Consider the following 25,926-nt stretch of genomic DNA (forward strand, 5'->3'; position numbering starts at 1 on the left):
TTATCCGGACTAATTTTTGCAGTGGAAGAGTTATTACTTTTAGCATTAAGATTAACAGTTACGTCAGAGCTTGGCAATTCACCCAAGGTAATAGAATAGGTAGCCACATTGAAAAACTGATCAATCATCTTATTGTATTGTTCGTTTTTTGTTAAAACAACATAGCAGTTGAAATAAACAATTTGCTCCACATCCCGCAATGGCATATCCAAGATAATCGCCACGTAACTTGGAATCCCTTTCAAATACCATACATGGGAAACAGGTGCCGCCAACTTGATGTAACCCATGCGATGGCGACGCACCCGACTTTCAGTCACCTCAACGCCACAGCGCTCGCAAACGATTCCCCGATGACGCACCCGCTTGTATTTACCACAATGGCATTCCCAGTCTTTAGCCGGGCCAAAGATTTTCTCGCAGAAGAGGCCATCCATTTCCGGCTTCAATGTACGATAGTTGATGGTTTCCGGTTTTGTGACTTCACCAACTACATGACCATTGGGCAGGGTGCGCTGCCCCCAGGAACGGATTCGCTCCGGAGAGGCCAGGGTAATCTTGACGTAGTCAAAGTGGTTTTCGGAACGGATGTTGCTGGTGGACATGGCTTTCAAGAATTAGGATCAGAGAAAGGGAAGAGAAGAAGGGTGACTTCGGGGAGGCGGAAACGCTTTCCGGTCACCGTTGCGGGGTTAGTCGTCGTAGTCAGGAATGCCCAAAGACTCATAGGTGGGACGGCTGGGGGTGCTGCGGCGAGGATTTACGTCTTGCATGAGGTCCACTTCCATGCCGCTCTCCTTGTAGGCAGCAATGTCCAGACCCAAGGACTGCAACTCCCGCATCAACACCTTGAACGACTCCGGTGTCCCTGGCCGCGGGATGGGCTTGCCTTTGACAATAGCGTTGAGGGCCTCGTTACGACCCTGCATATCGTCAGACTTGACCGTGAGCAGTTCCTGGAGCGTATAAGCGGCGCCATAGGCCTCCAGGGCCCACACCTCCATCTCCCCAAGTCGTTGCCCCCCTTGCTGGGCCTTGCCGCCAAGGGGTTGCTGGGTCACCAGGGAGTAGGGGCCAGTGGATCGGGCATGGATCTTGTCGTCCGCCATATGCACAAGCTTGAGGATGTGGGCCTTGCCGACGGTGACCGGTTGATCAAAAGGTTCGCCTGTACGGCCATCCGTCAACTGAATTTTGCCTGGATGGTCGGGAGTGTAGATCCACTCTTTGCCCTCCTGTGCTGCGGCTTGTTTCAGAAAACTGGTGACCGTCTGCTTGGACATCTCCGGCTGGTGCATCTCGTCAAAGGGGATCACCTTGACCCTGATCCCCAGGTGCTCGGCGGCCCAACCCATCAAGCACTCGAAGACTTGGCCCACGTTCATGCGACTAGGCACGCCCAAAGGGTTGAGAACAATGTCCACAGGGGATCCGTCCGGCAAATACGGCATGTCCTGTCGGGGCAGGATGCGGCTAATGATGCCTTTATTGCCGTGGCGTCCCGCCATTTTATCCCCCACCTGGATCTTGCGCCGTACCGCCACGTAGACCCGGACCACCATGTTGGCGCCCGGCGGCAGTTCGTCCCCCTGCTCCCGTGTATAGACGCGCACGTCCACCACCCGTCCCTTTTCTTTGAAGGGCACCCGCAAGGAGTTGTCCCGAACATCTCTGGACTTTTCGCCAAAAATAGCCCGCAGCAGCTTTTCTTCAGGGGGCTGGTCGGACTCTCCCTTGGGTGTCACCTTCCCCACCAGAACGTCTCCCGCGGTGACAAAGGCGCCAATACGGACGATACCGTTTTCATCCAGATTGGCGAGGGCTTCTTCAGCAAGATTGGGGATCTCACGGGTGATTTCCTCAGGCCCCAGTTTCGTCTGGCGGGACTCGATCTCATACTTCTCAATGTGGATGGACGTGTAGAGATCGTCCAGAACCAGCCGCTCGCTGATCAAAATGGCGTCCTCGTAGTTGTAGCCTTCCCAGGGCATGTAGGCCACGGTGAGGTTTTGCCCCAGGGCCAATTCCCCCCCCTGGCAAGCGGAGCCATCCGCCAGCACCTGACCACGGATCACTTGGTCCCCCACCTGAACAATGGGGTGGTGGTTGAGGCAGGTGTCCTGGTTGGAGCGTTGGTACTTTTGCAGATAGTGAACATGCTTCCCTCCATCCACCGTGGTGACCACAATAGTAGCGGAGTCCACAAAGCTGACAACGCCGTCCACCCGGGTGATGGGCACCATGCCGGAATCCCGCGTAAGCTGGGGTTCCAGACCCGTGCCCACCAGGGGCCGGGTGGGACGGAGCAACGGTACGGCCTGGCGCTGCATGTTAGAGCCCATCAAGGCGCGGTTGGCGTCGTCATGCTCCAGGAAGGGAATCAGGGACGTGGCGATGGAGATGATTTGCACGGGCGAGAGCTGCACGTAATCCACCTGATCAGGAGGCACCTTCTCAAAGTCCTGGCGGTAGCGCACGGGTACCAGTTCAGCGCGGATGTAGCCTTCGCCATCGGTGGCCACGTCACCGGGAGCCACACGGCATTCATCCTCCACGTCAGCCGCCAGGTAGATGGGATCTCCCTCTTTGATCACGCGGCCGTTTTCGCATTTCCAAAAGGGGGTCTCGATGAAGCCGTATTCATTCACGCGGGCATGGGTCGCCAGGGAGCCAATCAGGCCAGCATTTGGACCCTCCGGAGTTTCAATAGGGCAGATGCGCCCATAGTGGGAAGGGTGAATATCTCGCACGGCAAAGCCCGCCCGCTCTCGGGTGAGGCCGCCAGGACCCAGTGCAGAAATGCGTCGCTTGTGGGTGAGTTCCGCCAGAGGGTTGGTCTGGTCCATGAATTGGCTCAACTGGCTGGAGCCAAAAAATTCCTTGACGGCAGCCACCAAAGGCTTGGGATTGACCAACTGGGCAGGTGTCAGCGTATCGGCTTCGCCGACGGTCATGCGCTCACGGATGATGCGCTCCAGCCGGCTGAGGCCAACCCGCATCTGGTTCTGTAGCAACTCACCCACGGAGCGGATGCGGCGATTCCCCAGGTGATCAATGTCGTCCAGGCTCGTCCCCCCCACGTCCAACTCCAGGTTGATCAGGTAATCCAGCGTGGAGAGCACGTCCTCCGGGGTGAGAATGCGCACCGAATCAGGAATGGTGAGTCGCAGCTTTTTATTGACCTTGTAGCGGCCAACACGGCCCAGGTCATAGCGCTTGGGATCAAAGAAGCGGCTTTGTAGCAACTGCTGACCACCGCTGACCGAGGGGGGCTCCCCTGGCCGCAGCTTCTTGTAAAGCACCAACAGGGCCTGATCTTCCGAAGAGATTCCCTCTTCCGCGCTGGCCTCAATGGTTTTTCTATAGTACTCAGGGTGACGAAGCTTGTCCAGCACGTCCGTGTCGGACAGGCCAATGGCACGCATCATCACATGGCCGTTGATCTTGCGGGTCTTGTCCACCCGAACATGGAGAAGACCATTTTTATCCGTTTCAAATTTGAGCCAGGCTCCACGGTTGGGAATCATGCTGGCATTATAAGTGCGACGACCATTCTTGTCTTGCTCATCCTTAAAATAGACACCAGGGCTACGGACAATTTGATTGATGATGACCCGCTCTGCTCCATTGATAATAAACGTACCCCGCTCGGTCATCAACGGTAGCTCCCCGATAAACACATCCTGCTCCTTGATCTCGCCGCTCTCCCGGTTGATCAGGCGACAGGTCACGTACATCTGTGAGGCATAGGTAGCATCACAGCGCTTGGCTTCCTCCACGTCATGGCGAGGGTGCTTTAACCGGTACTGATCACCAACGAAGTGGAGCTCAAGCTTCCCCGTGTAGTCGGTGATGGGCGAGAAGCTGTTCAACTCCTCAATCAGCCCCTTCTCCAGAAACCACTTGAAGCTACTCCGCTGCACCTCCACGAGGTCAGGAAGATGGGTGGCGGCTCTGGCGACCTGAATGGCGCTGCTCATAGGGTGGTGTCCCTGTTGGAGAAATGACAAAGACGGCTGGGTTGGGGGTTGTCGGGAGAGGGCTTCATGCAAGGCAACAGGAAGAGGCAGGCGATTCTTCAAAGGGGGGAACGCTCGGCCCTGCTGGGCTGCTCAAAGACCTGTAGTGAAGTTCCTCAACCTTGGACAAGTGCCTTGTGGGGGTAATTGTGACTCAGTTTGCCACAGGGCATCACCAAGTCCTGTGTGAAAGCTTAGTCTACAGTGGGCCGGAGTGTTTGGGGCCAGCATCACGGGGGAGTTCTGGAGAATTGCTCCCCCATGGCAGTCAATGATCCCTGCAGCAACGACTCCAGACCAAAGAGGCGTGCCGCTGTCTGGCTGCTCACGTGGCGGACCCTCTCGGTGGAGCAGTGGCGCAAAGCCGCCATTGTCTCGGCCACACGGACCACGAACGCGGGCTCGTTGCGCTGGCCCCGATGGGGCGTTGGGGCCAGAAACGGGCAATCCGTCTCCACCATATAGCGGTCCTCAGGCACCTGCTGGGCACAGGCATGGACGGCCTTGGCGTTCTTGAAGGTGACAATTCCACTGAAGCTGATGATTAAGCCCAAGTCCAGGAACCAGTCCATCTCCTGCGGTGTGCCGGCCCAGCAGTGCATGACCCCGCGCACCGGTCGTCCGGCTTGGCGCCGCGCCACCAGAATGTCCCGCAGGAGCACGGCGGCCTGCCTGCAGTGGATAATCACGGGCAGATCCACCTCCCAGGCCACGTCCAGTTGGGCCTCAAGGGCACGGACCTGTTGCTTCAGGTTGGTGGCTTTGTAAAGATCCAGGCCCAGTTCTCCCACCGCCACCACCCGTTCATCCCGATGGCAGGCCTCCAGGAAAAGATTTGGCATGGCTTCATGCCAACACCCCGTCTCCAGCGGATGAAGACCAACGGCATAACGCAACTCCGGGAAGCGGTCTGCCAACTGGCGAATGGCCGGGATCTCCTCAGGGGTCACACAGGCATGGACCAGGGCGCAGACCCCCTGCTCTCGCCAACGCTGTGCCACCGTATCCAGGTCGTCTTGAAAATCTGCAAAGACCACATGGCAGTGGCTATCCACCAAGGGGGCGCCGACGAGTGGTGGGGCGTCAGCCTTACTCATCGGCGGCAGGGGCCGGTGCTGCCGGCTCCAGGGCCTGCTTGACAACTCGACTGAGGCGGGACTTCTGGCGTGCGGCAGTGTTCCTGTGGAGCACACCCCGCTTCACCGCCTTGTCAATGCGACTGAAGGCGGCACGAACACTGGTGGTCACCAGTTCCTGACCCGTCTCATCAGGATGAGTGCCATGGGCTGTGCAGGCCCCGAGACATTTCTTTACCAGGGTGCGCACCCCGGCGTTGTACATGCGGTTGCGCAGTCGGTTGCGCTCGGCAACGGCAATACGCTTTTGTGCCGATTTGATGTTGGCCAAAGGTGGCTGAACCGTTTCGTAAGGGATTTGAGAGTCTATCCTAAGCCCATACCCTCAGCCATCGCCTCTGCAATGGGTGCCGCAACAATGGCATTGCCCGGTCTGCCGGTTCTGCGGACGGCCCAAGACACCCGCGCCCGTCTGCGGCAGATTGCAGCGCGCCTCCACAGCAACCAGCAACACACCCGGCAGGTGGAGACCATCATTGCTGCTGTTCGGGAGCAGGGAGATGCCGCCCTCCTGGACTTTACAGCCCGTTTTGACGGACAGCGCTTTGCCGCCCAGGAGTTGCTGGTGGCCCCGGAGGCTGGTGCGCGGGCCTTGGACAGTTTGCCAACGGAGTTGCGGCTGGCGTTGGAAGCCGCCCACAGCCGCATCGAGGCGTTCCACTGCCAACAGCGCCCCCCGGACATTGACATGACCGGTCCCTACGGAGAACGGCTGCAACGCTGTTGGCGGCCCATGACCCGGGCGGGGCTCTACATTCCCGGTGGCCGAGCCGCCTATCCCAGCACCGTCTTGATGAATGCCATTCCTGCCAAGGTGGCCGGGGTGGAGCAGGTGGTGATGGTGACTCCACCGTCCAAGGACGGTTCAGTCAATCCGGTGGTGTTGGCGGCCGCAGCCCTGGCGGGCGTGGACCAGATCTACCGGATTGGAGGGGCCCAGGCCATTGCTGCCCTGGCCTATGGCACGGAGACCGTCCCTGCCGTGGACGTAATCACGGGACCCGGGAATGTCTACGTGACCATGGCCAAGAAGGCGGTGTACGGCACGGTGGCCATTGATGCCTTGGCCGGTCCCAGCGAGGTGCTGGTCATTGCCGATGAGACGGCAGCCCCGGAGTTGGTGGCAGCTGATCTCCTGGCCCAGGCCGAGCACGACCCCCTGGCTGCCGCCGTTGTGCTCACCACCAGCGACCATCTGCTGTCCCGTCTCCCCTCCTGTCTGGCTCGGCAACTGGCGGAGCACCCCAAGCCAGCCACCAGCGCCCGATCACTCCAGGACTGGGGTCTGGCCGCCAAGGTGGCCACCCTGGAGGACGCCGTTGATCTGGCCAACGAATTTGCACCGGAACACCTGGAACTCCTGGTGGCCCAGCCCGATACATTGTTGCCCCGCATCCGCCATGCCGGAGCCGTCTTCATCGGCCCCGAGACGCCCGAGGCGGTGGGGGACTACCTGGCTGGTCCCAATCACACCTTACCCACGAGCGGCACGGCTCGCTTTGCCGGCGCCCTTGGCGTGGAAACCTTCATGACCAACATGAGCCTGATCCACTACACCCATGGGGCACTGGAGGCCACAGGTCAACACGTGATGGCCATGGCGGCCAGCGAGGGTCTCCACAGTCATGGGGAATCCGTACGGCGGCGGCTCAAGACTCAAAAAGAATAGGCGGCAAGCACAAGAATCAGGGGCCGTCAGGGGGCACCAGCGTGCGCACATGAATGCCTTGCTCCGTCGCCTCCCCCACCAGCACCTGGTCCACCAGGTTGACAAACAGGCCGTTTTCCACCACGCCAGGAATTGAGTTGAGTTGACGCTCCAACTCTGCGCCATCACCAATGCCCCCGGGGAAGTGGGCATCCAGCACCAGATTGCCTTGATCGGTCACCACCGGTCCGGCCTTCCGTTGTGCGATCCGCAACTCACACTCGGCCCCCATAGCCCGAAGACGGCGACTCACCAGGGCCCAAGCACCAGGGAGCACCTCCACCGGCAGGAGAAAGTCCAGATTTAGGCGCTCCACCAGCTTGCTGGCATCCACCACCACCACGAAGCGGCGCGCCGCCGAGGCCACCAGTTTTTCCTGCACATGGCAGGCGCCCCCTCCTTTGATCAACTGGAAACCGGGATCCACCTCATCGGCGCCATCGATGGCCAAATCAACGGCCTCCACATGGTTGAGATCCACCAGGGGAATGCCCAGACTGCTGGCCAAAACCTGGCTTTGGAAGGATGTGGGCACCGCCGTGATGTTGTCCAATTGACCTTGGCTCAACCGCTTCCCCAAAGCTTGAATCATGAGAGCAGCGGTTGATCCCGATCCCAGGCCCAGCACCATGCCACTCCGGACTTGCTCCACTGCCGCCTCGGCCACAGCCTGCTTGACACGGCTTTCCAGGTCGCTCATTCTCCAGAGACAGACGGGTAGATGTTAGCAGGGTACTAGTGTCTCCTCAGTCTCAACCAGGCATGGCTGCTTTGGGCATGGCTTCGGGCGTCACCTCCAACTGAAGCTCTTGCTCCCCCCTCTGAATGTGGAGTTGCAGGGGCTGGCCCACCTGGGATGCTTCCACAAGGGCCAGCAACTCCGCCGGTTCACGGACAGTCTGTTGATCAGCCCCCACCACCAGGTCACCCCGGCGCAATCCGGCCCGCTCCGCCGGACTGGCCTCAACCACCTTCTGAATCAAGGCACCATCCCGCTCGGGGAGCTTCAGCAGTGTGTTGGGATCAGCATTGTGCCGGCGAGCGCGTCGCTGGGTCAGTTGCACCATCTGAAGTCCCAGATAGGGATGGGTGATCTCCCCCTGGTTTTCCAGGAGCATGGCCACGTGCCGGGCCAGGTTGATGGGAATGGCAAATCCCAGTCCAGCCCCCGGCCCACTGCGCACCAAGGTATTGATCCCGATGACCTCGCCGGCGGCGTTGACCAGGGGACCGCCGGAGTTACCGGGATTGATGGCAGCATCGGTTTGGATGAGGTCCAGGCGTTTATCGGCAAATCCCAGACTGGCAATGCTGCGGTGCAAGTGGCTGACGATGCCCAAGGTGACCGTGCTGTCCAGTCCGTAGGGGTTGCCCAGGGCAATGGCCCAGTCCCCCACCTCAAGACTTGCCGAGTCTCCCAGTTGCGCGGCCTGGATGGCGTTGCCGCCGCTGGACAGGGTCACCAGGGCCAGGTCCGTAACGGAATCACTGCCGCTGACCGTGCCGGTTAAGGAATGCCCATTCGCCAACGTCACCTCCACACGGTCAACCCCATCCACCACGTGGGCATTGGTGAGCACCAGGGCACGGTTCTTCTCCGGATTCGCGGCAATCACCACCCCTGAGCCCTGGCCATGCTGCTGATAGGTGTTGGGCAGATCCCCCAGGGCATCCCGCAGCAGAGGTTCCAGCAGCAGGGGATTGAGACTAGGATCCTGGACACGGCGTTCCGTGTCAATGCGGACAACGGCCGGCGCCACACGCCGTACAGCCACGGCAACAAAGCTGTGGTCGTGGAGTTGGGATGTGGCGGCCGGGTCCGGCAGCGCCATTGTGGTCAAGCCGTCAACTGCGGTCGGGCCGTCAGCCTGGGCCAGAAGGGGCTGGGGAAAGGCCAGTGCCAGTACCAGCGCAAAGGTTGCGGCAGCGGCAAGGGCGGCAGCCCATCCCTGCAACAGCAGTCGAGCCCTGGCGATAAACCTCGGTCCGTGATGGTAGAACAACAACAACACAGTACCGTTTTGCCCCACAAGCTAGCCGGGTACACCCTGGGTCAGGGGCTCGTCAGGGGTGACTTGCCCATGGACGATCCGCATCACCCGGGTGTGCAACCGGCCGTCGGCCTCCAACCGCAGAAGGCGCCAGCCCGGGGCGTCGGGATGGGCACTGGGCTGGATTGGCGCAATCTGCACTGCCGTGGATGGACAGGCCATCAGCGGCAGGGGGACCTGCTGCTGCCAGGCTTGATGCACATGGCCGAACACCACCCCCTTCACCTGGGGAAAAGCCTGGAGCAGGTCCAGAAGACGCTCCGGCTCCTCCAGGGCGATGGCATCCATGCGTGGAGAGCCAATGGCGGTGGGTGGGTGGTGAAGGGCCACCAGGCAGGGGCCCGGATGAGGGCGGAGGATGCCCACAAGCCAGTCCAGTTGCACAGCGGAGAGACGGCCACCCATGCAGCCGGCCACGTGGGAATCCAGACCGATCACCAGCCAGTTGCCCACAGCCACCCCACAGGGCGCAACCGAGGCGTGTCGAGCCAGGCAACTTCTCAGCAACTGGGGTTGGTCATGGTTCCCCGCCATCACCAGGGCAGGGATGCCGCAGGTGGCCAACTGATCCCGAAGCAACCCACAGGCTGCCCAGGTTTCATCATGGCCCAGGTCACCCGTCAGCAGGATGAGGTCGGGATCCGCGCTGCAGACAGCGCGAAGACAGGTCTGGAACTGGACATGACTGTTGACGCCGCGATAGTATCCCCCAGGGTCGGCCAGCAGGTGGAGGTCTGTCAGTTGAGCCACTGTCCATGCCGTTGGATGTGCCAATGGTCTGAAAGGTTGCTAGCTTTTCTTCACATTGCCACTGGGTCCGTTCGATTTTCATGGTGTCCGTGCCCATTGCCGGAGCACGGTGCAGTTGTGGAGATTGGGCCAGGAGTATCCCCCTCAGTTGGCTTAGGGAGTCTGTCCGGTCCAGTACCTTGACTCACGCCTTAATTCCCACAGTCCGCAGTCACGCCGAGACGGCCGCCACCCCCCTCGCCCTGGTTGTCTCCGACGTGGCCATTCAGGCCCACCGTCAACCGCTGACGGTGGTTGTGGCCATCCGCCGCCTGGATGGAGATGACGTATCCATCGTTGACTGTGAACAGCTCAGCCATCGCCTGGGGGTTCTCCTTGACGAAGCCGAACTGTTTCCCAAGGCCTTTGTCCTAGAGGTGTCCAGCCCCGGTCTCGGCGAGGACCTGGTCAGTGATCGTGATTTCCAAAGCTTCCGTGGATTCCCCGTGGAACTCCACCGTCAGCGGCAGGAACGTCATGATGTTGTCCACGGCACCTTAATGGGCCGGGACGAGACTGTGGTCTGGCTGAACCGCAAGGGCCGCATTACCCGTATTCCCCGTGGTGATGTGCTCCAGGTACGACTCACCACCGGCAAATTCGGCTAGGCCAACCACTCTTTTGCTATCCACAACCTGACCATCCATGGCGCTCGTAATGCTTCCGGGCCTGGCGGCCCTGATCGAGAACATCAGCGAAGAGAAGAAGCTACCCCCCAGTACGGTTGAGCAAGCCCTGCGGGAATCCCTTCTCAAGGGGTATGAGAAGTACCGGCGCACACAGATGCTGGGGAGCGGTGAAGATCCGTTTGACGGGGATTATTTTGCGAATTTTGACGTCTCCCTCAGCCTTGACGAGGAATGCTTCCGGATTCTGGCCAGCAAGATCATCGTCGACCAGGTGGATAGTGAAGACCATCAGATTGCTCTGGCCGACGTGCAGCAGGTGGCGGAGGATGCCCAGATTGGCGACACGGTGGTGTTGGACGTGACGCCAGAGCGGGACGACTTCGGCCGCATGGCCGCCACACAGACGAAGCAGACGTTGGCCCAGCGGCTACGGGACCACCAGCGTCACATGATCCAGGAGGAGTTCGCAGACCTGGAGGACCCTGTGCTCACCGCCCGGGTCCTGCGTTTTGAGCGCCAGAGCGTGATCATGGCTGTCAGTTCCGGCCTTGGACGGCCGGAAGTGGAGGCGGAGCTCCCACGGCGAGATCAGCTTCCCAATGACAACTATCGTGCCAACGCCACCTTCCGGGTGTTCCTCAAGGAGGTGTCTGAGGTGCCGCGGCGCGGACCCCAGTTGTTTGTCTCTCGCGCCAATGCGGGGCTGGTGGTCTACCTGTTTGAGAATGAGGTCCCGGAAATCCAGGAGGGGTCTGTGCGCATTGTGGCCGTGGCCCGGGAAGCCAACCCTCCCTCCCGCTGCTCTGTGGGGACACGGACCAAGGTGTCCGTAGACAGCACGGAGCGGGAAGTGGACCCTGTGGGCGCTTGTATTGGAGCCCGTGGCTCGCGGATCCAGCAGGTGGTTAACGAGTTGCGGGGCGAGAAGATTGACGTGATCCGCTGGTCGGCGGACCCGGCCCAATACATTTCCCATTCCTTAAGCCCCGCCAAGGTGGGTCAGGTGCGGCTGGTGGATCCTGAAGCGCACCACGCCCACGTGCTTGTTCCCCCGGACCAGTTGAGCCTGGCCATTGGCCGCCAGGGCCAAAACGTCCGTCTGGCTGCGCGACTCACGGGTTGGAAGATCGATATTAAAAATTCGGCGGAGTACGACCAGGGGAAAGAGGAAGCTGTGGTGGCCAAGCTCGTTGCCCAGCGGCAGAAGGAGGAAAAAGCGCAAATTGAAACAGAAGCGCGCATCAAGGCGGAACAGGCCATGCGCGCCGAGGAGGACGCCCGCCTGCGGGAGCTTTATCCACAGCGGGATGAACTGGATGGTCAAACGCTTTGGCAACAACAGCCATGAGCACCACCCAGAAGCCTGTGGTGAGGCGTTGTGTCAGTTGCACACACCTGAAGGACCGCACCCGGATGCTGCGCCTGGTGCGGTTGGCGGGCGGGAGGATTGGTCTGGGTCAGGGGTTTGGCCGCTCCGCCTATGTGTGCCGTTCCCAACGTTGCCTGCAAGACGCACGGCAACGAAAACGGATCCAGAAAAGCCTGCGCATCCCCAATCATCCCGCTATTGACGCCGCCCTGGCGGCCGAGTTGGACAACGCTGAGTCGGACAACGGGAAACAGGTTCAAGATTCTCCTGTAGAATGACGCTGCCCTCAAGTGCCGCAGCAGTTTGGTCTTACGCTCACGCTCCAGGCCGATACCACAAGCCCCATGGCTTCTGTCCTGTAGGCCCGAGTGGTCCTCGTCTGCAAGCTTTTCTCAAGGGAAATCTTGTGGAGCCAAGGTTTTGGTGAGACTCTCAAGGAGTACTCGCCTTTCCTGGGGCAAGATGTCAATGACCCTTGCATAAGGAGGGCTCGATGGGGGGCAACCCTCATCGCTCATTTGGAGTACGCATGACCAACAGCGGCAAAAAAGTCCGTATCTATGATCTTTCGCGCGACCTTGGCCTTCCGAACTCGTGCATTCTTGACGCTGCCAAGACCCGTTCCATCCCGTTCAAGAGTCACAGCAGCTCAATCAGCGAGGGCCAGGCCAGCACCATCGTTGGCCACCTTGTGGCCGAAGGTCATCTGACTGAAGATTCGGCAGCCGCCTACAAAACCAAGGCCGCTCAAAAGAAGACGGCTGTTGGATCAGACAAGTCTGGTCCAGTGCAACCAGACCCCAGGCACCAGGCCAAACCCACCGGCAAAGCGTTCACGGTCCGGCTGAAATCCAAGGCAGTGCTGACCGCACGACCCACGCCACCACAAGCCACCGCCCCACGTCAGCTCACCCCTGGCACGACGCCATCGGCCACCCAGAAACTCCATAGAAAGCCCTCCCCACCAGCCAGGGAGACGGCTCCCGGCCCTGTCAGACTGGCCAACGCCACCGCGACCAATAGCACCACCACGGCCAACAAAGGTCCCCGGCGCCCCAGTGTGGTCAAGCTCAAGGCCAAAACAGCGGACCAGCACACCACAGGCAAGACCGCTGGCAAGGGGACGGCAACCAAGGTCAATACAGATCTTGCGATAGCGAAGCCGCCATCTGTGGAACCCAAGCCATCCCGGAAGCCCAAGCTGGTGCGACCCATTGCACCAAAATCTCCTGGAGTTGCGGCTGCCACCAAGGACAAACCGTCGGCAAAGGCGGTCCCTGCAGCGGTGAAGACACCACCATCCGCTGCATCACGTCCGTCCCAGAAGCCCAAGCCAGTGCGGCCCACCGTGATCCAGCCCACGGCGCCCAAGGCTCCCGGAGCCGCAGTTGCTCTGGAGAGCAAGCCATCCAGGACAAAAGCAACTCCTGTGGTGGTCAGGTCACCATCCGTTGGTGGTAAGCCGTTAGCCGATAAGCCGTTCAAGGGGTCTGCGGCCGCCACCAAGCAGGCGAAGGTGACCCGACAATCCTCCGCAGCTGGCAATCGCCGTCCCAAGGATGCACACCTATCGGACAAGGTGAGCAAGAAGACGGTCGCCAAGAAGCCGGTCAAGCAGCCGCCCCAGCTTATGGCGCCACCTAAGCTTGCGTCCGCCAAATCTCCTGTGGCCGAGAAACCTGTTCGCAAGTCCCAGGGTCCCACCAGTTTCCTATCCGCAACCTCCACACCACGCCCCAGGAAGCCAGTAAAAGGTCAATGGGCTCGACCAGGGAGCAAGTCAGCATCAGTCCCCCCAGCCAAACCACCCCTGTCTGCCGCCCCTGAGGGCCCCGTTCACCTCCCACTGCCCGCAAAGGCAGTGGATCAACCACCCCGGCGCCCCAGTGCAAGGCCGCCACGCTCCGTGGTGGCGTCCGGGATGCCGCGGTCCCGGTCGTCAGCGTTAGCGGGACGTCCTGACGGCGCCCGGTCCATCCAATCTACACCCCAGGCGCAGCCACCTGTACGGCAACCCCAAATCGTGGCGCGCCGTCCCAGCGCCAGGGCAAGCGACCCTGGCACACCACAGCGCCCCGGAGAGGCGGATGGGCCACCACAGCAGAATCGTCCGGAAGTCATGGGGCGACTTCAGCGCACCAGCCCCGCCACTGGCGAGCGTCGCGCCAGGCCCACCACCCCCCGCTCAGCAGAGCTTGTTGGTCGTCCTCTGCGGCGCAGCTCAGGTGGACCTCCGGGGGTTAGCCGTCCGGGAGGGTCAGGGTCCGAGCGCCTTCAGGGAGGGCTGCCACCAGGGGTGCGCCGTCCCGCAGCCCCCAGTGAAGTTCTGGGCAAGGAGGCCACCTCGGGATCCACCACAACTGTGGCCCGTCCCAAGACCGAACCCAAAACCACAACAGCCTCCCCCACGCCACCTCGTCGTCCTGGCCCGCCCCGCAGCGGTGCCCCCGGTGGCCGCTCCCGCAGTGGCGCCGGCGGACGGCGACGCCAGGATTGGGATGATTCAGCGCGCCTGGAGCAGTTGCGCCGTGGCGGTGCAGCCAGCAAGCAGCGCACCAAGGTTCACATCATCGGCATCCACGACGAAGATGTGAATGCTGGCGAAGGCTTTGCCAGTGAAGGGGCTGCTGCGGTGCTGTCTGCGTCCTTGGCGCGCCCTTCCGGCAAACCCCAGGGTGCGACGGACCAGCCCGCAGTCAAAGCAAAACGGCGCAAGAAGCCCAAGGAGACGGCCCGGCAGCGACAGCGGCGGCGGGCCATGGAACTGCGTCAAGCGCGGGAGGCCAAGCAGCAGCGTCCCGAAATGCTTGTGGTTCCGGAAGGCAACTTGACGGTCCAGGAGTTGGCCGAGGCCCTTGGCGTGGACAGCTCGGACATCATCAAGTCCTTGTTCTTCAAAGGCATCTCGGCAACGGTGACTCAATCCCTGGACCTGTCCGCCATCGAAAAGGTGGCCGAGGAATTCGGAGTGCCGGTTGTGGAAGACGACGTCGAGGCGGCAGCCAAGAAGACCGTGACCATGATTGAGGACGAGGATCTTGAGAACCTCAGCCGGCGCCCGCCCGTGGTGACGGTGATGGGCCATGTGGACCATGGCAAGACCAGCTTGCTGGATGCCATTCGCAGCACCCGGGTGGCGGCAGGAGAGGCTGGCGGAATTACCCAGCACATTGGCGCCTACCAGGTGGAGGTGGTCCATGAGGAGAAGCCTGCCCTCATCACCTTCCTGGACACCCCTGGTCACGAAGCCTTCACCGCCATGCGGGCCCGGGGCACCAAGGTGACCGACATTGCTGTCCTGGTGGTGGCCGCTGACGACGGGGTACGCCCGCAAACCATTGAGGCCATCAGTCATGCGAGGGCCGCGGAGGTGCCCATCGTGGTGGCGATCAACAAGATGGATAAAGAGGGCGCCAATCCGGACCGCGTGCGCCAGGAGTTGGCTGAGCACGATTTGATGAGTGAGGATTGGGGGGGCGACACGGTCATGGTCCCTGTCAGCGCGCTCAAGGGCCAGAACATTGACAAATTGCTGGAGATGATCCTTCTGGTCAGTGACGTGGAGGATCTACAAGCCAATCCCGAGCGTCTGGCCAGAGGAACCGTGGTGGAGGCCCACTTGGACAAGGCCAAGGGCCCGGTGGCCACGTTGCTGGTTCAGAACGGCACCCTGCGACCCGGCGACGTGATCGCTGCCGGTCCGGTGCTGGGCAAGGTGCGGGCCATGGTCAACGACCGGGGCGAGCGGCTCATGGAGGCCCTTCCCTCTGCCGCCGTGGAAGCCCTTGGCTTTGGTGAGGTGCCCACTGCAGGGGATGCCTTTGAGGTGTTTGAGGACGAGAAGGCTGCCCGCACTGTGGTGAGTGACAGGGTCAGTGACGCCCGGGCTGCCCGGTTGGCTCAGCAGATGGCCAATCGTCGCGTCAGCCTCACTGCTTTGTCGGATCAAGCCGCCGAAGGTGAACTCAAGGAACTCAACCTCATTCTCAAGACCGACATGCAGGGGTCCCTGGAGGCCATCCTGGGGTCCCTGGAGCAACTCTCCCAGGAAGAAGTGCAGATCCGTGTCCTGCTGTCCTCCCCCGGAGAAATCACGGAAACCGACATTGATTTGGCCACAGCCTCCGGCGCCGTTGTCATTGGCTTTAATACCTCCATGGCCACTGGTGCAAGACGGGTGGCGGAAGCCGCATCCGTGGACGTGCGCAATTACGACGTGATCTACAAGTTGCTGGAGGATATCCAGGGGGCCATGGAGGGCCTCCTGGAACCGGATTTGGTGGAAGAACCCCTGGGCTGGGCAGAGGTGCGCGCCGTCTTCTCCGTCGGCCACGGCGCCGTGGCCGGCTGCTACGTCACGGAAGGCAAGTTGCAGCGCAACTGCCGGTTACGGGTGCATCGGGGCAGACAAGTGGTCTACGAGGGAGATTTGGACTCTCTCCGGCGTATCAAGGACGGGGTGAAGGAAGTCAATTCCGGCTACGAGTGTGGCGTGGGGGTGAGCCGCTTCACGGATTGGCGGGAGGGGGACCGACTGGAAACCTTCTCCATGGTCATGGTGAAGCGGACGTTGAATGTGTGAGTTGGCAGGGTGTTTGTTACCGGGTCTCCAGTGTCAGGGCCTTTTCTGGGAACCGCTGTTTCTGGTCTGCCCAGGGCCGGCCTCTGACCTTGGGGAGCGATCCTTCCAGAGCAAGTAGGCAAACAGCACCACCGCTCCCACTTGAACGACGACGTCATTGGGCTGTACCGTCTCTCCACCAACAAGCCGTAACACCATGATCACCAGCCCCAGGGCTGCCGAGGCCTCCAGCGCAATCCACAGCGCCCGCCGCAGGCTTTGCCATGGTGTCCTTAATTCTTGTTGAAGCTTGGCTTTCAATTGAGGGTCAAGGGGATCTTGCGATGGAGAAGCCATGGGTGCTTTGGGCTGGCGCCAGACAACTGTTGTTCTAACAACTAGGATTCCATGGTTAGCCGCTGTAGCTCAGTTGGTAGAGCAACGCTTTCGTAAAGCGTGGGTCGTCGGTTCAAGTCCGGCCAGCGGCTTGATGGGGTAGTAACCAGGAATTGTGTTCCTGGTCACTGTTTTAGGGTGGGAGCGCTGTTGTTTCCGCTTTGAGACGCAATGGTTCGGATTAGTTGGTCTCTCTCTGGTGATCGAAACCACGAAACCGTGGCTTTCCACGAGGCGCGTCACCGCCGCCGTGAGTTGGAGGCCCAGGGTGCGGTTGTCTACTGGAGTGAGCGGGTTCACCACCCTCATCCTTGCTGACGCACATGGGCACACTTGAAGAAAGCCAGGCCTGGGGCCTGAGAACAGCGTCTAGGATCTGAGCAGGGCCAGCAAAGCCTCCAGTCCAGCGGCTGGCGGCGTCATCGTCTCCCGCCTGGTCAAGCTCAGGGCAATGCCCTTTTCTTCGTAGGAAGCTTCGTTGCAAAACACGGGCCAGACGGGTTCCTCCCCCTGGTAGGCGACGGTCTCACCGGTCTCCATGAGAAACAGCGGGTCGCCCGGGTACAACAGGGTCCAATCCCACCGGGGACGATCCGGATGCAGACATGCAATCCGGCGGCCGTCCCTGTCCCGTGGCCAGTCGAGGCTGGCCAGATGGCGGTGAATCACCATGGTCTCCGGCATCCTGGCTTTGCCGGTCAGACAATCCCTCAATACGTCCAGAAGACCGTCCAGGCAAGCCGTTGTTTTCCGGACGGTTCGCACGTCCACAATGCCTTGCGCCACCGGCCCCACCTCCAGCACCAGGCCGCAGGGCCAACGCCGCACCAAAAAACCACACTCCTCAGGTTGGTCCTCGTTGATCTGGAAGAGATAGACCGGCATGCCAACGGCCTGGTGCATCAGTGCGGCCAAGGCAAGATCCACAGGACGTTCTCCACATGTCACCACTGATGAACCCATGGCTGCTGTGGTGGTATGCATATCCAGCACTAGGCCGTGGGGATCGTTGCCGCCGGGTCCGTAAGCATCCACCAGCTCTCGGGCACGGATGACCTCGCGGATGGTGCAACTCCGATCCCTCAACAGCGCTTCCGTGAAACAGCGGTTCAGGTCCCGATCTATGTAGCGGCGATTGGCCCCATAGGCTTCAGGGTTGCCGATACAGGTGGTGGTGGGCAGGGGGGAGGTGAGCAGCGCAGGTTGGGCCTTCCAGCACTGCAAGATCCAGGGTGCCGTGCGCTCGTTGCCGTGGGTCCCCCCCACTAGCAACAAGCGACCGTGTTGATGGTCCATGGTTGTCCGTGTCAGCGTTGCCCAACGCCCAGGATTTTCAGTTCACCCAAGATATTGCCGAGCACCTGCTTGGCATCCCCAAAGACCATGGAGGTGTTGGGATGCTCGAAGAGATCGTTTTTGATGCCAGAGTAGCCGGCGCTCATGCCCCGTTTCACCACAAACACAGTCCGAGCCTCCTGCACGTCCAGAACCGGCATCCCGTAGAGCGGCGATTCAGGGTCGGTTTTGGCCTGGGGGTTCACCACGTCGTTGGCCCCTAACACCAGCACCACGTCCACTGCGGGGAACTCGGGGTTGATGACGTCCATCTCCTTGAGTTGCTCATAGGGCACGTCGGCTTCCGCCAGCAGCACGTTCATGTGCCCCGGCATGCGCCCAGCCACAGGATGAATGGCGTAGGTAATTGTCACCCCATGCTTTTCCAGGAGGCGGGCCACCTCCCGCAGGGTGTGTTGAGCCTGGGCCACGGCCAGGCCGTAGCCAGGCACAACCACGACCCGCTCCGCCGCCTCCAGGGTCAAGGCACACTCCTCAGCCGAGCAGGAGGTGATGTTAGTGTATTCGCCGCTCCCTTTGCTGCCGGTGGATGCCGAACTCAGCGCGCCCCCGAAGAGCACGGCAGGCAAGCTGCGGTTCATGCCGGCGCACATCACCTGGGTGAGAATCAAGCCCGCGGCCCCCACCATGGCCCCGGCCACAATCAATAACCGTTGACCCACAACAAAGCCGGCCGCTGCTGCCGCAACACCTGAATAGGAATTCAGGAGCGAGATGACCACGGGCATATCGGCGCCACCAATGGGGAGCGTCAGGCCAATGCCCAGGAGGCTGGCGCTGATGACCAGAGGCCACAGCGCATCACCGGAGCCACCCACTGTCAGCACGGCGGCCAGAAGTACAACGGTGGCCAGAGCAACGTTGCACCCGTGGCGCCAGCGGCCCAGCATCCAACCGGGTGTGGGCAACCATCCCTGCAACTTGCCCATGGCCACCACCGAGCCGGTGCAGGTGACGGCCCCCACCACGATGGAAAAACCAATGGAGACCAGCACCAGCAGGCTGGGGGTGAGGCCGTCCCCGGCGGCGGCCAACAGTACGCCCAGGGCCACCAGGAGGGAAGAGAGGCCCCCACAGCCGTTGAACAACGCCACGGTCTCCGGCATGGCGGTCATGGGGACCAGCCGGGCGGTGAGCATCCCCAGTACACCGCCCACGGCAGTGCCTCCCGCAATCCAGACCCAGGTCACCGCAGTGGGCTGGGCACTGACCAGAAGACCTACCACGGCCATGGCCACGGCGGCGGCCGCCAGTTGGTTGGCGGCCCGGGCAGAGCGGATCTTTGACAAGCCCTTGATGCCAAGCGCCAGCAGGGCCACCGCCAGCAGATCCAGGCCACCCTGGAACAGTTCGGCGGAACTCATCGGCCCCCTCCAGAGCGTTTGCGGCCACTGCGGAACATGGTCAGCATTCGATCCGTCACCAGGAAGCCACCCACCACGTTGAAGAGGGCAAATCCCAGGGCCAGCGAGCCCAGGATCAGCAGGAGGGTGTTATCTCCGGCCCTGGTGATCAGGGTAAGGGCCGCCAGCATGGTGATACCGCTGATGGCGTTGGCGCCGGACATGAGCGGTGTGTGCAAGGTGGGGGGCACCTTACCAATCAATTCAAGCCCCAACAGGCCACCCAAAAGCAGCACCCAGAGCTGTTCCTGAAAACCGTCCATCACACACACCTTGAAGCGTTGACAATGTCGTCACGGTGGCACTGACCCCCATGGGTGAGCAGACAGTCCTTGAGCAACGGATCCTGGGGGTCCAATTCCAACACCCCGTCTTGTAGATACTGCTCCAGCAGTGCCGCCAGGTTGCGCCCATAGAGGCAACTGGCGTGATAGGGAACCGTGCAGGGGAGATCACTCGCACCAATAAGTTTGACTCCCTTGCGGTCGATGGTTTGGCCAGGCACGGTTGCGGCGCAATTGCCCCCCTCGTTGACGGCCAGGTCCACCACCACGGCTCCGGGCCGCAGGCGCTCCAGCATGGCTTCACTAATCAGCAGGGGGGCACGGAGACCCGGCACCTGGGCTGTGCAGATGACCACATCCGCCAAGCCCAGTTGGTCGGAGAGTTGCCGACGTTGAGCCGCAAGAAAGGCGTCCGAGGCCTGCTTGGCATAGCCACCGGACTCGGCAGGCTGCTCTGTCACCTGGGGTGGCGCAAGGAAGCGGCCCCCCAAAGATTCCACCTGTTCCTTCACCGCGGGTCGAATGTCCGAGACATGGACCACAGCCCCCAGCCGCCGCGCCGTAGCCACGGCTTGTAGTCCTGCCACCCCTGCCCCGAGAACCAGAACCCGGGCCGGCTGCACTGTTCCTGCAGCAGTCATCAGCATGGGGAAGTAGCGGTCCAGCGCGGCAGCCGCCAGGAGAACCGCCTTGTAGCCAGCGATATTGGCTTGTGAAGACAGGGCATCCATGGCCTGGGCCCGGCTAATGCGCGGCAGCAATTCAAGGCTCAGGGACGACAATTTGCGGCGATTCAACTGCTGCACCAGGGCCTGGTTGCCGTAGGGCGCCAGCAGGCCAATCACCGTACTGCCCGTGGCCATGGCCTCCAGGCGTCCAGGATCCGGCGCCCCGACACAGAGGGCCACATGGCAGTGCCCCCAGCCATCCTCCACCAATTCTGCGCCTGCCTGGCGATAATCCTGATCGCTAAACCCGGAGGCCCGACCGGCCCCGGATTCCACAAGCACGACGCAGCCCTTGCCCACAAGCCGTCGCGCTGTTTCCGGACTGCCTGCCACGCGGGGCTCATCCGGTCGCCCTTCACGGGGAATCAGCACCGTGCAGGTCGAACCCGTTGACTGAAGCGGCACGAAATCGACACACAAAACAGCAAAATAGACTGACTGTGCCCAGATGGCCACCCACTGGCCACCCTTGCCGCCATGCCCGTTCCCCCAGCGATAGTCTCCATCAGTCGCCAGATTTGGCATGGCCAGTGGCTGGTGCTGATGAACGGCCTGGCTCCGGCGGACGAGAGGGGCAGCTTTCGGCGCCGGCCCAGCGGTTTTCGCGAGACGCTTCTGGGCAGTGCCCAGGAGCAGGGGATGCCACGCCATGTGCTAGTGATTGGCCAAAGTTGCCCCTGGGCACACCGCACATGGCTGGTGCGCCAACTCAAGGATCTGGCCACCGTCATTGACATGGCCATGGTTCGGCCCAATTCCGCCACGGGCCGCTGGGTGTTTCGGGAACCTTTTGAAGGGTTCCAGCAGTTATGGCAGCTCTACAGGCAATCCGGCGCCGGACCAGGTAGGCGCGCCACGGTCCCTGTCCTGTGGGACCGCCACGAGGGGCGGATCATCAACAACGAAAGCGCCGACATCATTGAACAGTTGGATACCCTGCCCCCAGGACCCAATGCGGTCGCCGCCACACTCCGACCGTCCGACCTGATCCCGTCCATCCAGACCTGGTCCGCATGGCTTCAGGACGACGTGAACGACGGGGTGTATCGCTGTGGATTCGCCCGCACCCAGGAGGCCCATGAACGGGCGTTGGGCGATCTGTTTGCCGGGCTGAATGCCGTGGAGCAGGCCCTGGCGGACGGGCGCCCCTGGATCTGCGGGGAATCATTGACCATGGTGGACGTGCGCCTCTTCCCCACCATGGCCCGCTGGGAAGCAGCCTACCAGGATCTTTTCGGCTGCGGGCAGCGCCCCCTGTGGAGTTTTCCCTTCCTGTGGGCATGGCGGCGCCGTTTCTACCAACTGCCCAACGTGGCGGCAACCTGCCCGAGCGAGACCTGGCGGCAAGACTACTTCGGTAGCCTCTTCCCCTTAAACCCTTCAGGCATTGTTCCCAAGGCGCCATCACTGTCCAGCCTGCTAGACTTGAATCCTCCCATTTCCTGATGACAACCCCCAATCCGGCCGCCGTCAGCCCAGCGGACCAGAGTGCAGACCAGCTTCACCAGGGGATGTTCGGGCCTTATCGCATCACGGCCGCTGACCGGCGAGAGGTGACAGCCTACCGGATGTCCGTACTCACATTGGCCGTGGCGCAACTGGGCTGCCTGGTGCAATGGAGCTGGGCCGGATCCACCTGGATTGGCCCATGGCTTGTGCTCATGGCCATGGCCTTGGGACTGGCACTGCACTGGATCCACATCTACCTGCGCCCACTCCATCAGGCGTTGCAGTTGTTCTGGCTGGTAGGGGTTGGCGGTGGGGTGGCTCTGGCTTATCAGGCGGGGCCAGCCCAGATGGGTAACGCCCTGCTGGCGCAACCCCTCTGGATCATGGCCGTCGGCCCCTACTTTGCTGCGTTGACCGGGTTGGGCTTCAAGGAGTTCTTCTGTTTCCGCCGCCTTGAGGCTGTGGGGGTGACCTTGCTGGTGCCGCTGCTGCTGCTGCTGGCCCTGGTGGGGGTGGTGCCACTGGAGCAGCAAGCCCCGTTCTGGTTTCTGGAAGCGATGCTGCTGCTGGTGATGGCTGTGGGGAAGTTCCGGCTGGAGCCCGCAGCCGATATTGGCGACAAGAGCGTGTTTGAGGAGTTGGAGCGGCGACGCCGCACCGTACCTTGAACCGGCCCCGTTTACCCACCTAGAGTGGCAGGAAACAACTCCCATGGTCGAGATGGATTTGCCACAACCTCACAGCATGTCCCCTGACCAGCTCACCCAGGTGTTGATGGACCTGAGCGAGGGGGAAGCCTGGATTCGCTTCAAGCCCAGGCAAACCGTCAAGGTTTTGGGAGCCGAGGCGGCTGACGCCATTGAAACCATGCTGGGTGAAGCCGGTCGCCGCAGCAAGGCACCCTACGAGTTGGGGACCAGGGTTCCACTGCGGGAGTTCAGGCGAGTGGTCTGCCGTGCCCTTGCTGAGTCCCTTCTCAATCAACAGAACGGCGAATCCGAGGATGGGTGATCGTTACGGATTTCCGTCCGTCTGTGGAGAGAAGAATTCGGATTTCCTTCCTGAACGGCATGGTCCAATTTGCCTGTTTATCACTAACCTTCAGAAGACTTTGTTGGTCAGGAACCCATGAAAACCATCGACGACCATATCCGCAAGGATGAGGACGAAATGCTCAAGGCCAAGGCCGAGGGCAGGGATGGCAAAGTCAGGCATCTGGAGGAAGAGCTTCGTGACCTGAAGGAGTACAAGCAGCATCATCCGGGCGATTCCCACGACCCTTCCACCCTTGAGGTCTATTGCGACAGCAACCCTGAAGCCCCGGAGTGCCGCATCTATGAAGACTGACCCGCAGCAGGGAACCCACTGAGCCCTTTCTGAAGAGCACCGATGGCCATGGATGAAGAGCGCCAGGTCATTGAAGCCCGAGGGGTCTGGAAGATCTTTGGAGAGCGGGCTGAAGAGGTGCTACGGGCCGTACGGCAGAACAGTCTCCATAAGGCCGAGGTTCTGGAGCGGTTTGGAGCCGTGGTGGCAGTGCGGAACATTGACTTTGCCGTGGAGAGGGGGGAAATCTTTTGCATCATGGGCCTGTCCGGGTCAGGCAAATCCACCCTCGTCCGCCACATCAACCGCCTGATTCAGCCCACCCATGGGCAGATCCTGGTCAACGGTCAAGACATGGGCGCCCTCTCGGCGGAGGAACTGCGTGCCTTGCGGGCAAGCCGGATCGGCATGGTGTTCCAGAACATGGCCCTGCTGCCCCACCGCACCGTACGGGACAACATCGCGTTTGCTTTGGAGCTGCGCAACACCGACCCCTTCACACGCCATCAGTTGGCCAACGGGTTGCTTGAGACCGTGGGACTGGCAGGCTACGGCGATGCCATACCCAGTGAGCTTTCAGGCGGCATGCAGCAGCGGGTGGGGCTTGCCAGAGCCCTGGCCGCAGACCCGGACATCCTGCTCATGGATGAGCCGTTCTCCGCCCTGGATCCCTTGATTCGTCGTGGGCTACAGGACGAGTTCCTGGCCCTTTCCCGCACCATGGACAAGACCACGGTTTTCATCACCCACGATCTGGATGAAGCCATGCGGATGGGATCCCGCATTGGCATCATGCGAGACGGGGAAATGGTGCAGATTGGCACGCCGGAGGACATTATCCTCCATCCAAAAGACAGCTACGTGGCGGACTTTGTGCAAGGTCTATCGCGTCTGAAGCTGGTGTTTGCCCACAGGATCATGGAGCGGCCAGAAACCTACAACAAGGCCCACGGCAACCTTACCGATGTGGACACCTGGCCCCAGGCCCACCCCAAGGCCGACCTCAACTCCCTTGTGAGCCTGATCGTTGGACAACAATGCCCCATTGCCATCCGCGACGATGGAAAGCTGGCTGGCATTGTCACCAAAGACGCTCTACTGAAGGGGATTCAGGGGCAGTCATGACAGTACACGCACCTGGCGAGCAAGACAGCGGGCAAGCAACGGTGCCGCCGGACAACAGCGACTCCCTGGCCTCCTTCAAGGAGTTTGCCGGCCCCGGGGGCGACCGCTACGGACGAACCTTTCTTCGCATTCAGCAGGCGAAGCTGGCCGGACACCACCTGAACATCTCCGCTCTGATCGGAGGTTTTCTGTGGGCTGCCCTGCGGGGAAACTGGCCCCTGTTCTGGATCGGCTTCGCCACGGACATGGTGGCGGCGGTCAACGTGGCCCTGGTCCACAAGTACGACCTGGCGGCGGTGCAGGCCGCCACTGACGGCAAGGACTTTCTGGTCCAGCGCTACGACGGCTGGAGTGACGCCCATCTGCAGGCGGCATTAATCCTGTTTTTTGCCGGTCGGCTACTGCTGGCATGGCTTGCGGATCGCTTGTACTATCACCACTACACCCAATGGCGCGTCAACCGTTCCCTGCCTTCGGGCCAGGCAATCAAGCGGTTGGGGATCGGGATGCTGGCGGTGCTGTTGGTGGCCCCCTTGACCATCTACCGCGCCTCCCAGTTCGCCCCCGACCAGCGAAGCTGCATCAAGCTGGCCCACATGATTCAGGACGGGGAGCAGGTTCCCCTGAAAGACCGCTTCGACTGCTGGACCATCTCCGAGTTCCCCACCTTGGTTTGGCTTCAGCGTCCACTGCAGTACACCTTTCCCCGCAACGACGACGGCACCCGGAGCATTGTTGTCAAGGAGCCCTCCAGCCAGCGGCCGGTCAACCTGAACAACTGGCTGTCCGAGCACATTGACCAGGGCATCGACTACGTGAAGGCCTTCTACGGCTGGCTGTTTGACGGCGTGACCCGTTGGATCCGCGTCCTCCTCAATGCGGTGGAGGCGGTCTTTGTAGGAACACCATGGATTGTCACGTCTCTCATGCTCGTCATGGCGGCGGTGAGGCTGGCTGGCTCCCGGATGGGCCTCTTCACGGCCGCGGTGCTGATCTATCTAGCGCTCTTCGGCTTCTGGCAAACCGCCATGAGCACCATTTCCCTGACGGTGGCCGCCACGGTCATCTGTGTGGTTGCCGGTCTGCCCCTGGGGATTTGGGTGGCCAAGTCCAAGGTGGGCGCTGCCGTGGTCACACCCGCGTTGGACATCATGCAAACCATTCCGTCCTTCGTCTACCTCTTGCCGGCCGTGGCGTTTTTCTCCGTTGGCAAGCCACCGGGGATTCTCGCGACGGTCATCTTCGCCATGCCGCCCATGGTGCGTCTGACCGCACTGGGGATTCAACACGTGCCGGCCAGCACCAAGGAAGCGGCCCTTGCCTTTGGCGCCAGCCCGAGGCAACTCCTGTTGAAAGTGGAACTCCCCCTGGCCCTCCCGTCCATTATGGCCGGGGTGAACCAAGTGGTGATGCTCAGCCTCTCCATGGTGGTCATTGCTGCCATCATCGGCGCGGGCGGGATGGGCTTCATCGTGGTGGATGCCCTGGCCCGAACGCAAGTAGGCCGTGGCATCCTGGCCGGCATCGGCATTGCTCTCATTGCCATGATGATCGACCGCGTGGTGCAGAAAGTAAACCGGACGTAACCCCCCAAGTC

25 protein-coding genes, 1 tRNA gene and 1 pseudogene are annotated in these 25,926 nt (G+C 61.4%); 13 read left to right on the forward strand and 14 right to left on the reverse strand.

All coding sequences use genetic code 11. From position 1 onward, the window contains the following. The 4 genes and pseudogenes from rpoC1 to rpsT all read right to left on the reverse strand — a co-directional run. Window positions 1-605, reverse strand: a pseudogene (rpoC1, locus tag FLM9_RS05990) (DNA-directed RNA polymerase subunit gamma); the annotation flags it as partial. Window positions 606-692: 87 nt separating this feature from the next. After that, complete coding sequence (gene rpoB, locus FLM9_RS05995; RefSeq protein ID WP_074457717.1) at window positions 693-3,980, reverse strand: DNA-directed RNA polymerase subunit beta; 3,288 nt, start codon at window positions 3,978-3,980, stop codon at window positions 693-695. A 269-nt stretch (window positions 3,981-4,249) separates the two neighbouring features. Then, window positions 4,250-5,116 (reverse strand): TatD family hydrolase, encoded by an 867-nt coding sequence (locus tag FLM9_RS06000; RefSeq protein WP_074457718.1) that lies wholly within the window; start codon window positions 5,114-5,116, stop codon window positions 4,250-4,252. Beyond that, window positions 5,109-5,426, reverse strand: coding sequence for a 30S ribosomal protein S20 (gene rpsT, locus FLM9_RS06005; protein ID WP_074457719.1), 318 nt, complete (start codon window positions 5,424-5,426; stop codon window positions 5,109-5,111). Before rpsT ends, FLM9_RS06000 begins: the two co-directional genes overlap by 8 nt. 87 nt (window positions 5,427-5,513) lie before the next feature. Between rpsT and hisD the strand changes: the two genes are divergently transcribed. Further along, window positions 5,514-6,824, forward strand: coding sequence for a histidinol dehydrogenase (hisD, locus tag FLM9_RS06010; RefSeq protein ID WP_074457720.1), 1,311 nt, complete (start codon window positions 5,514-5,516; stop codon window positions 6,822-6,824). Between the two features lie 16 nt (window positions 6,825-6,840). Here the strand turns inward: hisD and rpiA are convergent, their stop codons facing one another. The 3 genes from rpiA to FLM9_RS06025 form a co-directional block, all read right to left on the reverse strand. Further along, window positions 6,841-7,563: a ribose-5-phosphate isomerase RpiA gene (rpiA, locus tag FLM9_RS06015; protein WP_074457721.1), complete on the reverse strand. Its 723-nt coding sequence runs from the start codon at window positions 7,561-7,563 to the stop codon at window positions 6,841-6,843. A 52-nt stretch (window positions 7,564-7,615) separates the two neighbouring features. Next, window positions 7,616-8,695 carry a trypsin-like peptidase domain-containing protein gene (locus FLM9_RS06020; RefSeq protein WP_081340249.1) on the reverse strand — a complete coding sequence of 360 codons (1,080 nt, stop codon included), beginning with the start codon at window positions 8,693-8,695 and terminating at the stop codon, window positions 7,616-7,618. A 201-nt stretch (window positions 8,696-8,896) separates the two neighbouring features. Beyond that, window positions 8,897-9,664, reverse strand: a complete 768-nt coding sequence (locus FLM9_RS06025) for a metallophosphoesterase (protein ID WP_074457723.1) — start codon at window positions 9,662-9,664, stop codon at window positions 8,897-8,899. Window positions 9,665-9,843: 179 nt separating this feature from the next. Here FLM9_RS06025 and FLM9_RS06030 point away from each other — a divergent pair, with 179 nt between their 5' ends. The 3 genes from FLM9_RS06030 to FLM9_RS06040 are packed head-to-tail and all read left to right on the forward strand — an operon-like array spanning window position 9,844 to window position 11,979. After that, the gene (locus tag FLM9_RS06030) at window positions 9,844-10,311 is read left to right on the forward strand and encodes an LSm family protein (RefSeq protein WP_074457752.1); all 468 of its coding nucleotides are present in this window, start codon (window positions 9,844-9,846) and stop codon (window positions 10,309-10,311) included. A 37-nt stretch (window positions 10,312-10,348) separates the two neighbouring features. Further along, the gene (nusA, locus tag FLM9_RS06035) at window positions 10,349-11,680 is read left to right on the forward strand and encodes a transcription termination factor NusA (protein ID WP_081340246.1); all 1,332 of its coding nucleotides are present in this window, start codon (window positions 10,349-10,351) and stop codon (window positions 11,678-11,680) included. Further along, window positions 11,677-11,979 (forward strand): YlxR family protein, encoded by a 303-nt coding sequence (locus FLM9_RS06040; protein WP_074457724.1) that lies wholly within the window; start codon window positions 11,677-11,679, stop codon window positions 11,977-11,979. Before nusA ends, FLM9_RS06040 begins: the two co-directional genes overlap by 4 nt. Window positions 11,980-12,604: 625 nt before the next feature. Here the strand turns inward: FLM9_RS06040 and FLM9_RS08580 are convergent. Next, the gene (locus FLM9_RS08580; RefSeq protein WP_438801338.1) at window positions 12,605-13,303 is read right to left on the reverse strand and encodes a hypothetical protein; all 699 of its coding nucleotides are present in this window, start codon (window positions 13,301-13,303) and stop codon (window positions 12,605-12,607) included. Window positions 13,304-13,567: 264 nt separating this feature from the next. Further along, on the reverse strand, window positions 13,568-13,822 hold the full coding sequence (locus FLM9_RS08810) for a hypothetical protein (RefSeq protein WP_438801339.1): 255 nt from the start codon (window positions 13,820-13,822) through the stop codon (window positions 13,568-13,570). On the opposite strand from FLM9_RS08810, the gene infB reads away from it, so the two are divergent. Further along, window positions 13,821-16,283, forward strand: a complete 2,463-nt coding sequence (infB, locus tag FLM9_RS06045; protein ID WP_438801340.1) for a translation initiation factor IF-2 — start codon at window positions 13,821-13,823, stop codon at window positions 16,281-16,283. The genes FLM9_RS08810 and infB overlap by 2 nt on opposite strands. A gap of 33 nt (window positions 16,284-16,316) precedes the next feature. Here the strand turns inward: infB and FLM9_RS06050 are convergent, their stop codons facing one another. Beyond that, the gene (locus FLM9_RS06050) at window positions 16,317-16,619 is read right to left on the reverse strand and encodes a DUF3493 domain-containing protein (protein ID WP_074457726.1); all 303 of its coding nucleotides are present in this window, start codon (window positions 16,617-16,619) and stop codon (window positions 16,317-16,319) included. A gap of 58 nt (window positions 16,620-16,677) precedes the next feature. Between FLM9_RS06050 and FLM9_RS06055 the strand changes: the two genes are divergently transcribed. Next, window positions 16,678-16,750, forward strand: a tRNA-Thr gene (locus tag FLM9_RS06055). 79 nt (window positions 16,751-16,829) lie between these two features. Then, window positions 16,830-16,976 (forward strand): YWSERL motif small protein, encoded by a 147-nt coding sequence (locus FLM9_RS08850; protein ID WP_498039858.1) that lies wholly within the window; start codon window positions 16,830-16,832, stop codon window positions 16,974-16,976. Between the two features lie 51 nt (window positions 16,977-17,027). On the opposite strand, the gene FLM9_RS06060 is transcribed toward FLM9_RS08850, so the two are convergent. The 4 genes from FLM9_RS06060 to FLM9_RS06075 are packed head-to-tail and all read right to left on the reverse strand — an operon-like array spanning window position 17,028 to window position 20,834. Then, window positions 17,028-17,954, reverse strand: a complete 927-nt coding sequence (locus FLM9_RS06060; RefSeq protein ID WP_074457727.1) for an aspartoacylase — start codon at window positions 17,952-17,954, stop codon at window positions 17,028-17,030. An 11-nt stretch (window positions 17,955-17,965) separates the two neighbouring features. Next, entirely contained in the window at window positions 17,966-19,378 is a 1,413-nt protein-coding gene (locus tag FLM9_RS06065) for an NAD(P)(+) transhydrogenase (Re/Si-specific) subunit beta (RefSeq protein ID WP_074457728.1), read from the reverse strand. After that, window positions 19,375-19,680: an NAD(P) transhydrogenase subunit alpha part 2 gene (locus FLM9_RS06070; protein WP_074457729.1), complete on the reverse strand. Its 306-nt coding sequence runs from the start codon at window positions 19,678-19,680 to the stop codon at window positions 19,375-19,377. The genes FLM9_RS06065 and FLM9_RS06070 overlap by 4 nt, the downstream gene beginning before the upstream one ends. After that, window positions 19,680-20,834, reverse strand: a complete 1,155-nt coding sequence (locus FLM9_RS06075) for an NAD(P) transhydrogenase subunit alpha (protein ID WP_257243030.1) — start codon at window positions 20,832-20,834, stop codon at window positions 19,680-19,682. The genes FLM9_RS06070 and FLM9_RS06075 overlap by 1 nt, the downstream gene beginning before the upstream one ends. A gap of 72 nt (window positions 20,835-20,906) precedes the next feature. Between FLM9_RS06075 and FLM9_RS06080 the strand changes: the two genes are divergently transcribed. The 6 genes from FLM9_RS06080 to FLM9_RS06105 all read left to right on the forward strand — a co-directional run bounded on the left by FLM9_RS06080 (window position 20,907) and on the right by FLM9_RS06105 (window position 25,915). Further along, window positions 20,907-21,875 (forward strand): glutathione S-transferase C-terminal domain-containing protein, encoded by a 969-nt coding sequence (locus FLM9_RS06080; protein WP_074457731.1) that lies wholly within the window; start codon window positions 20,907-20,909, stop codon window positions 21,873-21,875. Then, entirely contained in the window at window positions 21,875-22,546 is a 672-nt protein-coding gene (locus FLM9_RS06085) for a DUF2301 domain-containing membrane protein (RefSeq protein ID WP_074457732.1), read from the forward strand. The genes FLM9_RS06080 and FLM9_RS06085 overlap by 1 nt, the downstream gene beginning before the upstream one ends. 43 nt (window positions 22,547-22,589) lie before the next feature. Next, window positions 22,590-22,889: a hypothetical protein gene (locus FLM9_RS06090; RefSeq protein WP_074457733.1), complete on the forward strand. Its 300-nt coding sequence runs from the start codon at window positions 22,590-22,592 to the stop codon at window positions 22,887-22,889. A 117-nt stretch (window positions 22,890-23,006) separates the two neighbouring features. After that, window positions 23,007-23,225 carry a CP12 domain-containing protein gene (locus FLM9_RS06095; RefSeq protein WP_074457734.1) on the forward strand — a complete coding sequence of 73 codons (219 nt, stop codon included), beginning with the start codon at window positions 23,007-23,009 and terminating at the stop codon, window positions 23,223-23,225. A 48-nt stretch (window positions 23,226-23,273) separates the two neighbouring features. Next, complete coding sequence (locus FLM9_RS06100; RefSeq protein WP_218969745.1) at window positions 23,274-24,329, forward strand: quaternary amine ABC transporter ATP-binding protein; 1,056 nt, start codon at window positions 23,274-23,276, stop codon at window positions 24,327-24,329. Further along, the gene (locus FLM9_RS06105) at window positions 24,326-25,915 is read left to right on the forward strand and encodes an ABC transporter permease (protein ID WP_074457736.1); all 1,590 of its coding nucleotides are present in this window, start codon (window positions 24,326-24,328) and stop codon (window positions 25,913-25,915) included. Before FLM9_RS06100 ends, FLM9_RS06105 begins: the two co-directional genes overlap by 4 nt. The last annotated feature ends 11 nt before the right edge of the window (window positions 25,916-25,926 follow it).

It is taken from the genome of Candidatus Synechococcus spongiarum, from assembly GCF_900047545.1.
GTDB classification, from domain to species: Bacteria; Cyanobacteriota; Cyanobacteriia; order PCC-6307; family Cyanobiaceae; genus Synechococcus_B; species Synechococcus_B spongiarum_C.

Coding starts and splice junctions, on each gene's coding strand:
- hisD (WP_074457720.1), top strand. CDS start 5,514: ATGGCATTGCCCGGTCTGCCGGTTCTGCGGACGGCCCAAGACACCCGC.
- FLM9_RS06085 (WP_074457732.1), top strand. CDS start 21,875: ATGACAACCCCCAATCCGGCCGCCGTCAGCCCAGCGGACCAGAGTGCA.
- FLM9_RS06000 (WP_074457718.1), bottom strand. CDS start 5,116: ATGAGTAAGGCTGACGCCCCACCACTCGTCGGCGCCCCCTTGGTGGAT.
- FLM9_RS06090 (WP_074457733.1), top strand. CDS start 22,590: ATGGTCGAGATGGATTTGCCACAACCTCACAGCATGTCCCCTGACCAG.
- infB (WP_438801340.1), top strand. CDS start 13,821: ATGGGGCGACTTCAGCGCACCAGCCCCGCCACTGGCGAGCGTCGCGCC.
- FLM9_RS06020 (WP_081340249.1), bottom strand. CDS start 8,695: ATGGCGCTGCCGGACCCGGCCGCCACATCCCAACTCCACGACCACAGC.
- FLM9_RS06100 (WP_218969745.1), top strand. CDS start 23,274: ATGGATGAAGAGCGCCAGGTCATTGAAGCCCGAGGGGTCTGGAAGATC.
- FLM9_RS06050 (WP_074457726.1), bottom strand. CDS start 16,619: ATGGCTTCTCCATCGCAAGATCCCCTTGACCCTCAATTGAAAGCCAAG.
- rpiA (WP_074457721.1), bottom strand. CDS start 7,563: ATGAGCGACCTGGAAAGCCGTGTCAAGCAGGCTGTGGCCGAGGCGGCA.
- FLM9_RS06060 (WP_074457727.1), bottom strand. CDS start 17,954: ATGGACCATCAACACGGTCGCTTGTTGCTAGTGGGGGGGACCCACGGC.
- FLM9_RS08850 (WP_498039858.1), top strand. CDS start 16,830: ATGGTTCGGATTAGTTGGTCTCTCTCTGGTGATCGAAACCACGAAACC.
- FLM9_RS06080 (WP_074457731.1), top strand. CDS start 20,907: ATGCCCGTTCCCCCAGCGATAGTCTCCATCAGTCGCCAGATTTGGCAT.
- FLM9_RS06070 (WP_074457729.1), bottom strand. CDS start 19,680: ATGGACGGTTTTCAGGAACAGCTCTGGGTGCTGCTTTTGGGTGGCCTG.
- rpoB (WP_074457717.1), bottom strand. CDS start 3,980: ATGAGCAGCGCCATTCAGGTCGCCAGAGCCGCCACCCATCTTCCTGAC.
- nusA (WP_081340246.1), top strand. CDS start 10,349: ATGGCGCTCGTAATGCTTCCGGGCCTGGCGGCCCTGATCGAGAACATC.
- FLM9_RS06105 (WP_074457736.1), top strand. CDS start 24,326: ATGACAGTACACGCACCTGGCGAGCAAGACAGCGGGCAAGCAACGGTG.
- FLM9_RS08810 (WP_438801339.1), bottom strand. CDS start 13,822: ATGACTTCCGGACGATTCTGCTGTGGTGGCCCATCCGCCTCTCCGGGG.
- FLM9_RS06065 (WP_074457728.1), bottom strand. CDS start 19,378: ATGAGTTCCGCCGAACTGTTCCAGGGTGGCCTGGATCTGCTGGCGGTG.
- FLM9_RS06040 (WP_074457724.1), top strand. CDS start 11,677: ATGAGCACCACCCAGAAGCCTGTGGTGAGGCGTTGTGTCAGTTGCACA.
- FLM9_RS06095 (WP_074457734.1), top strand. CDS start 23,007: ATGAAAACCATCGACGACCATATCCGCAAGGATGAGGACGAAATGCTC.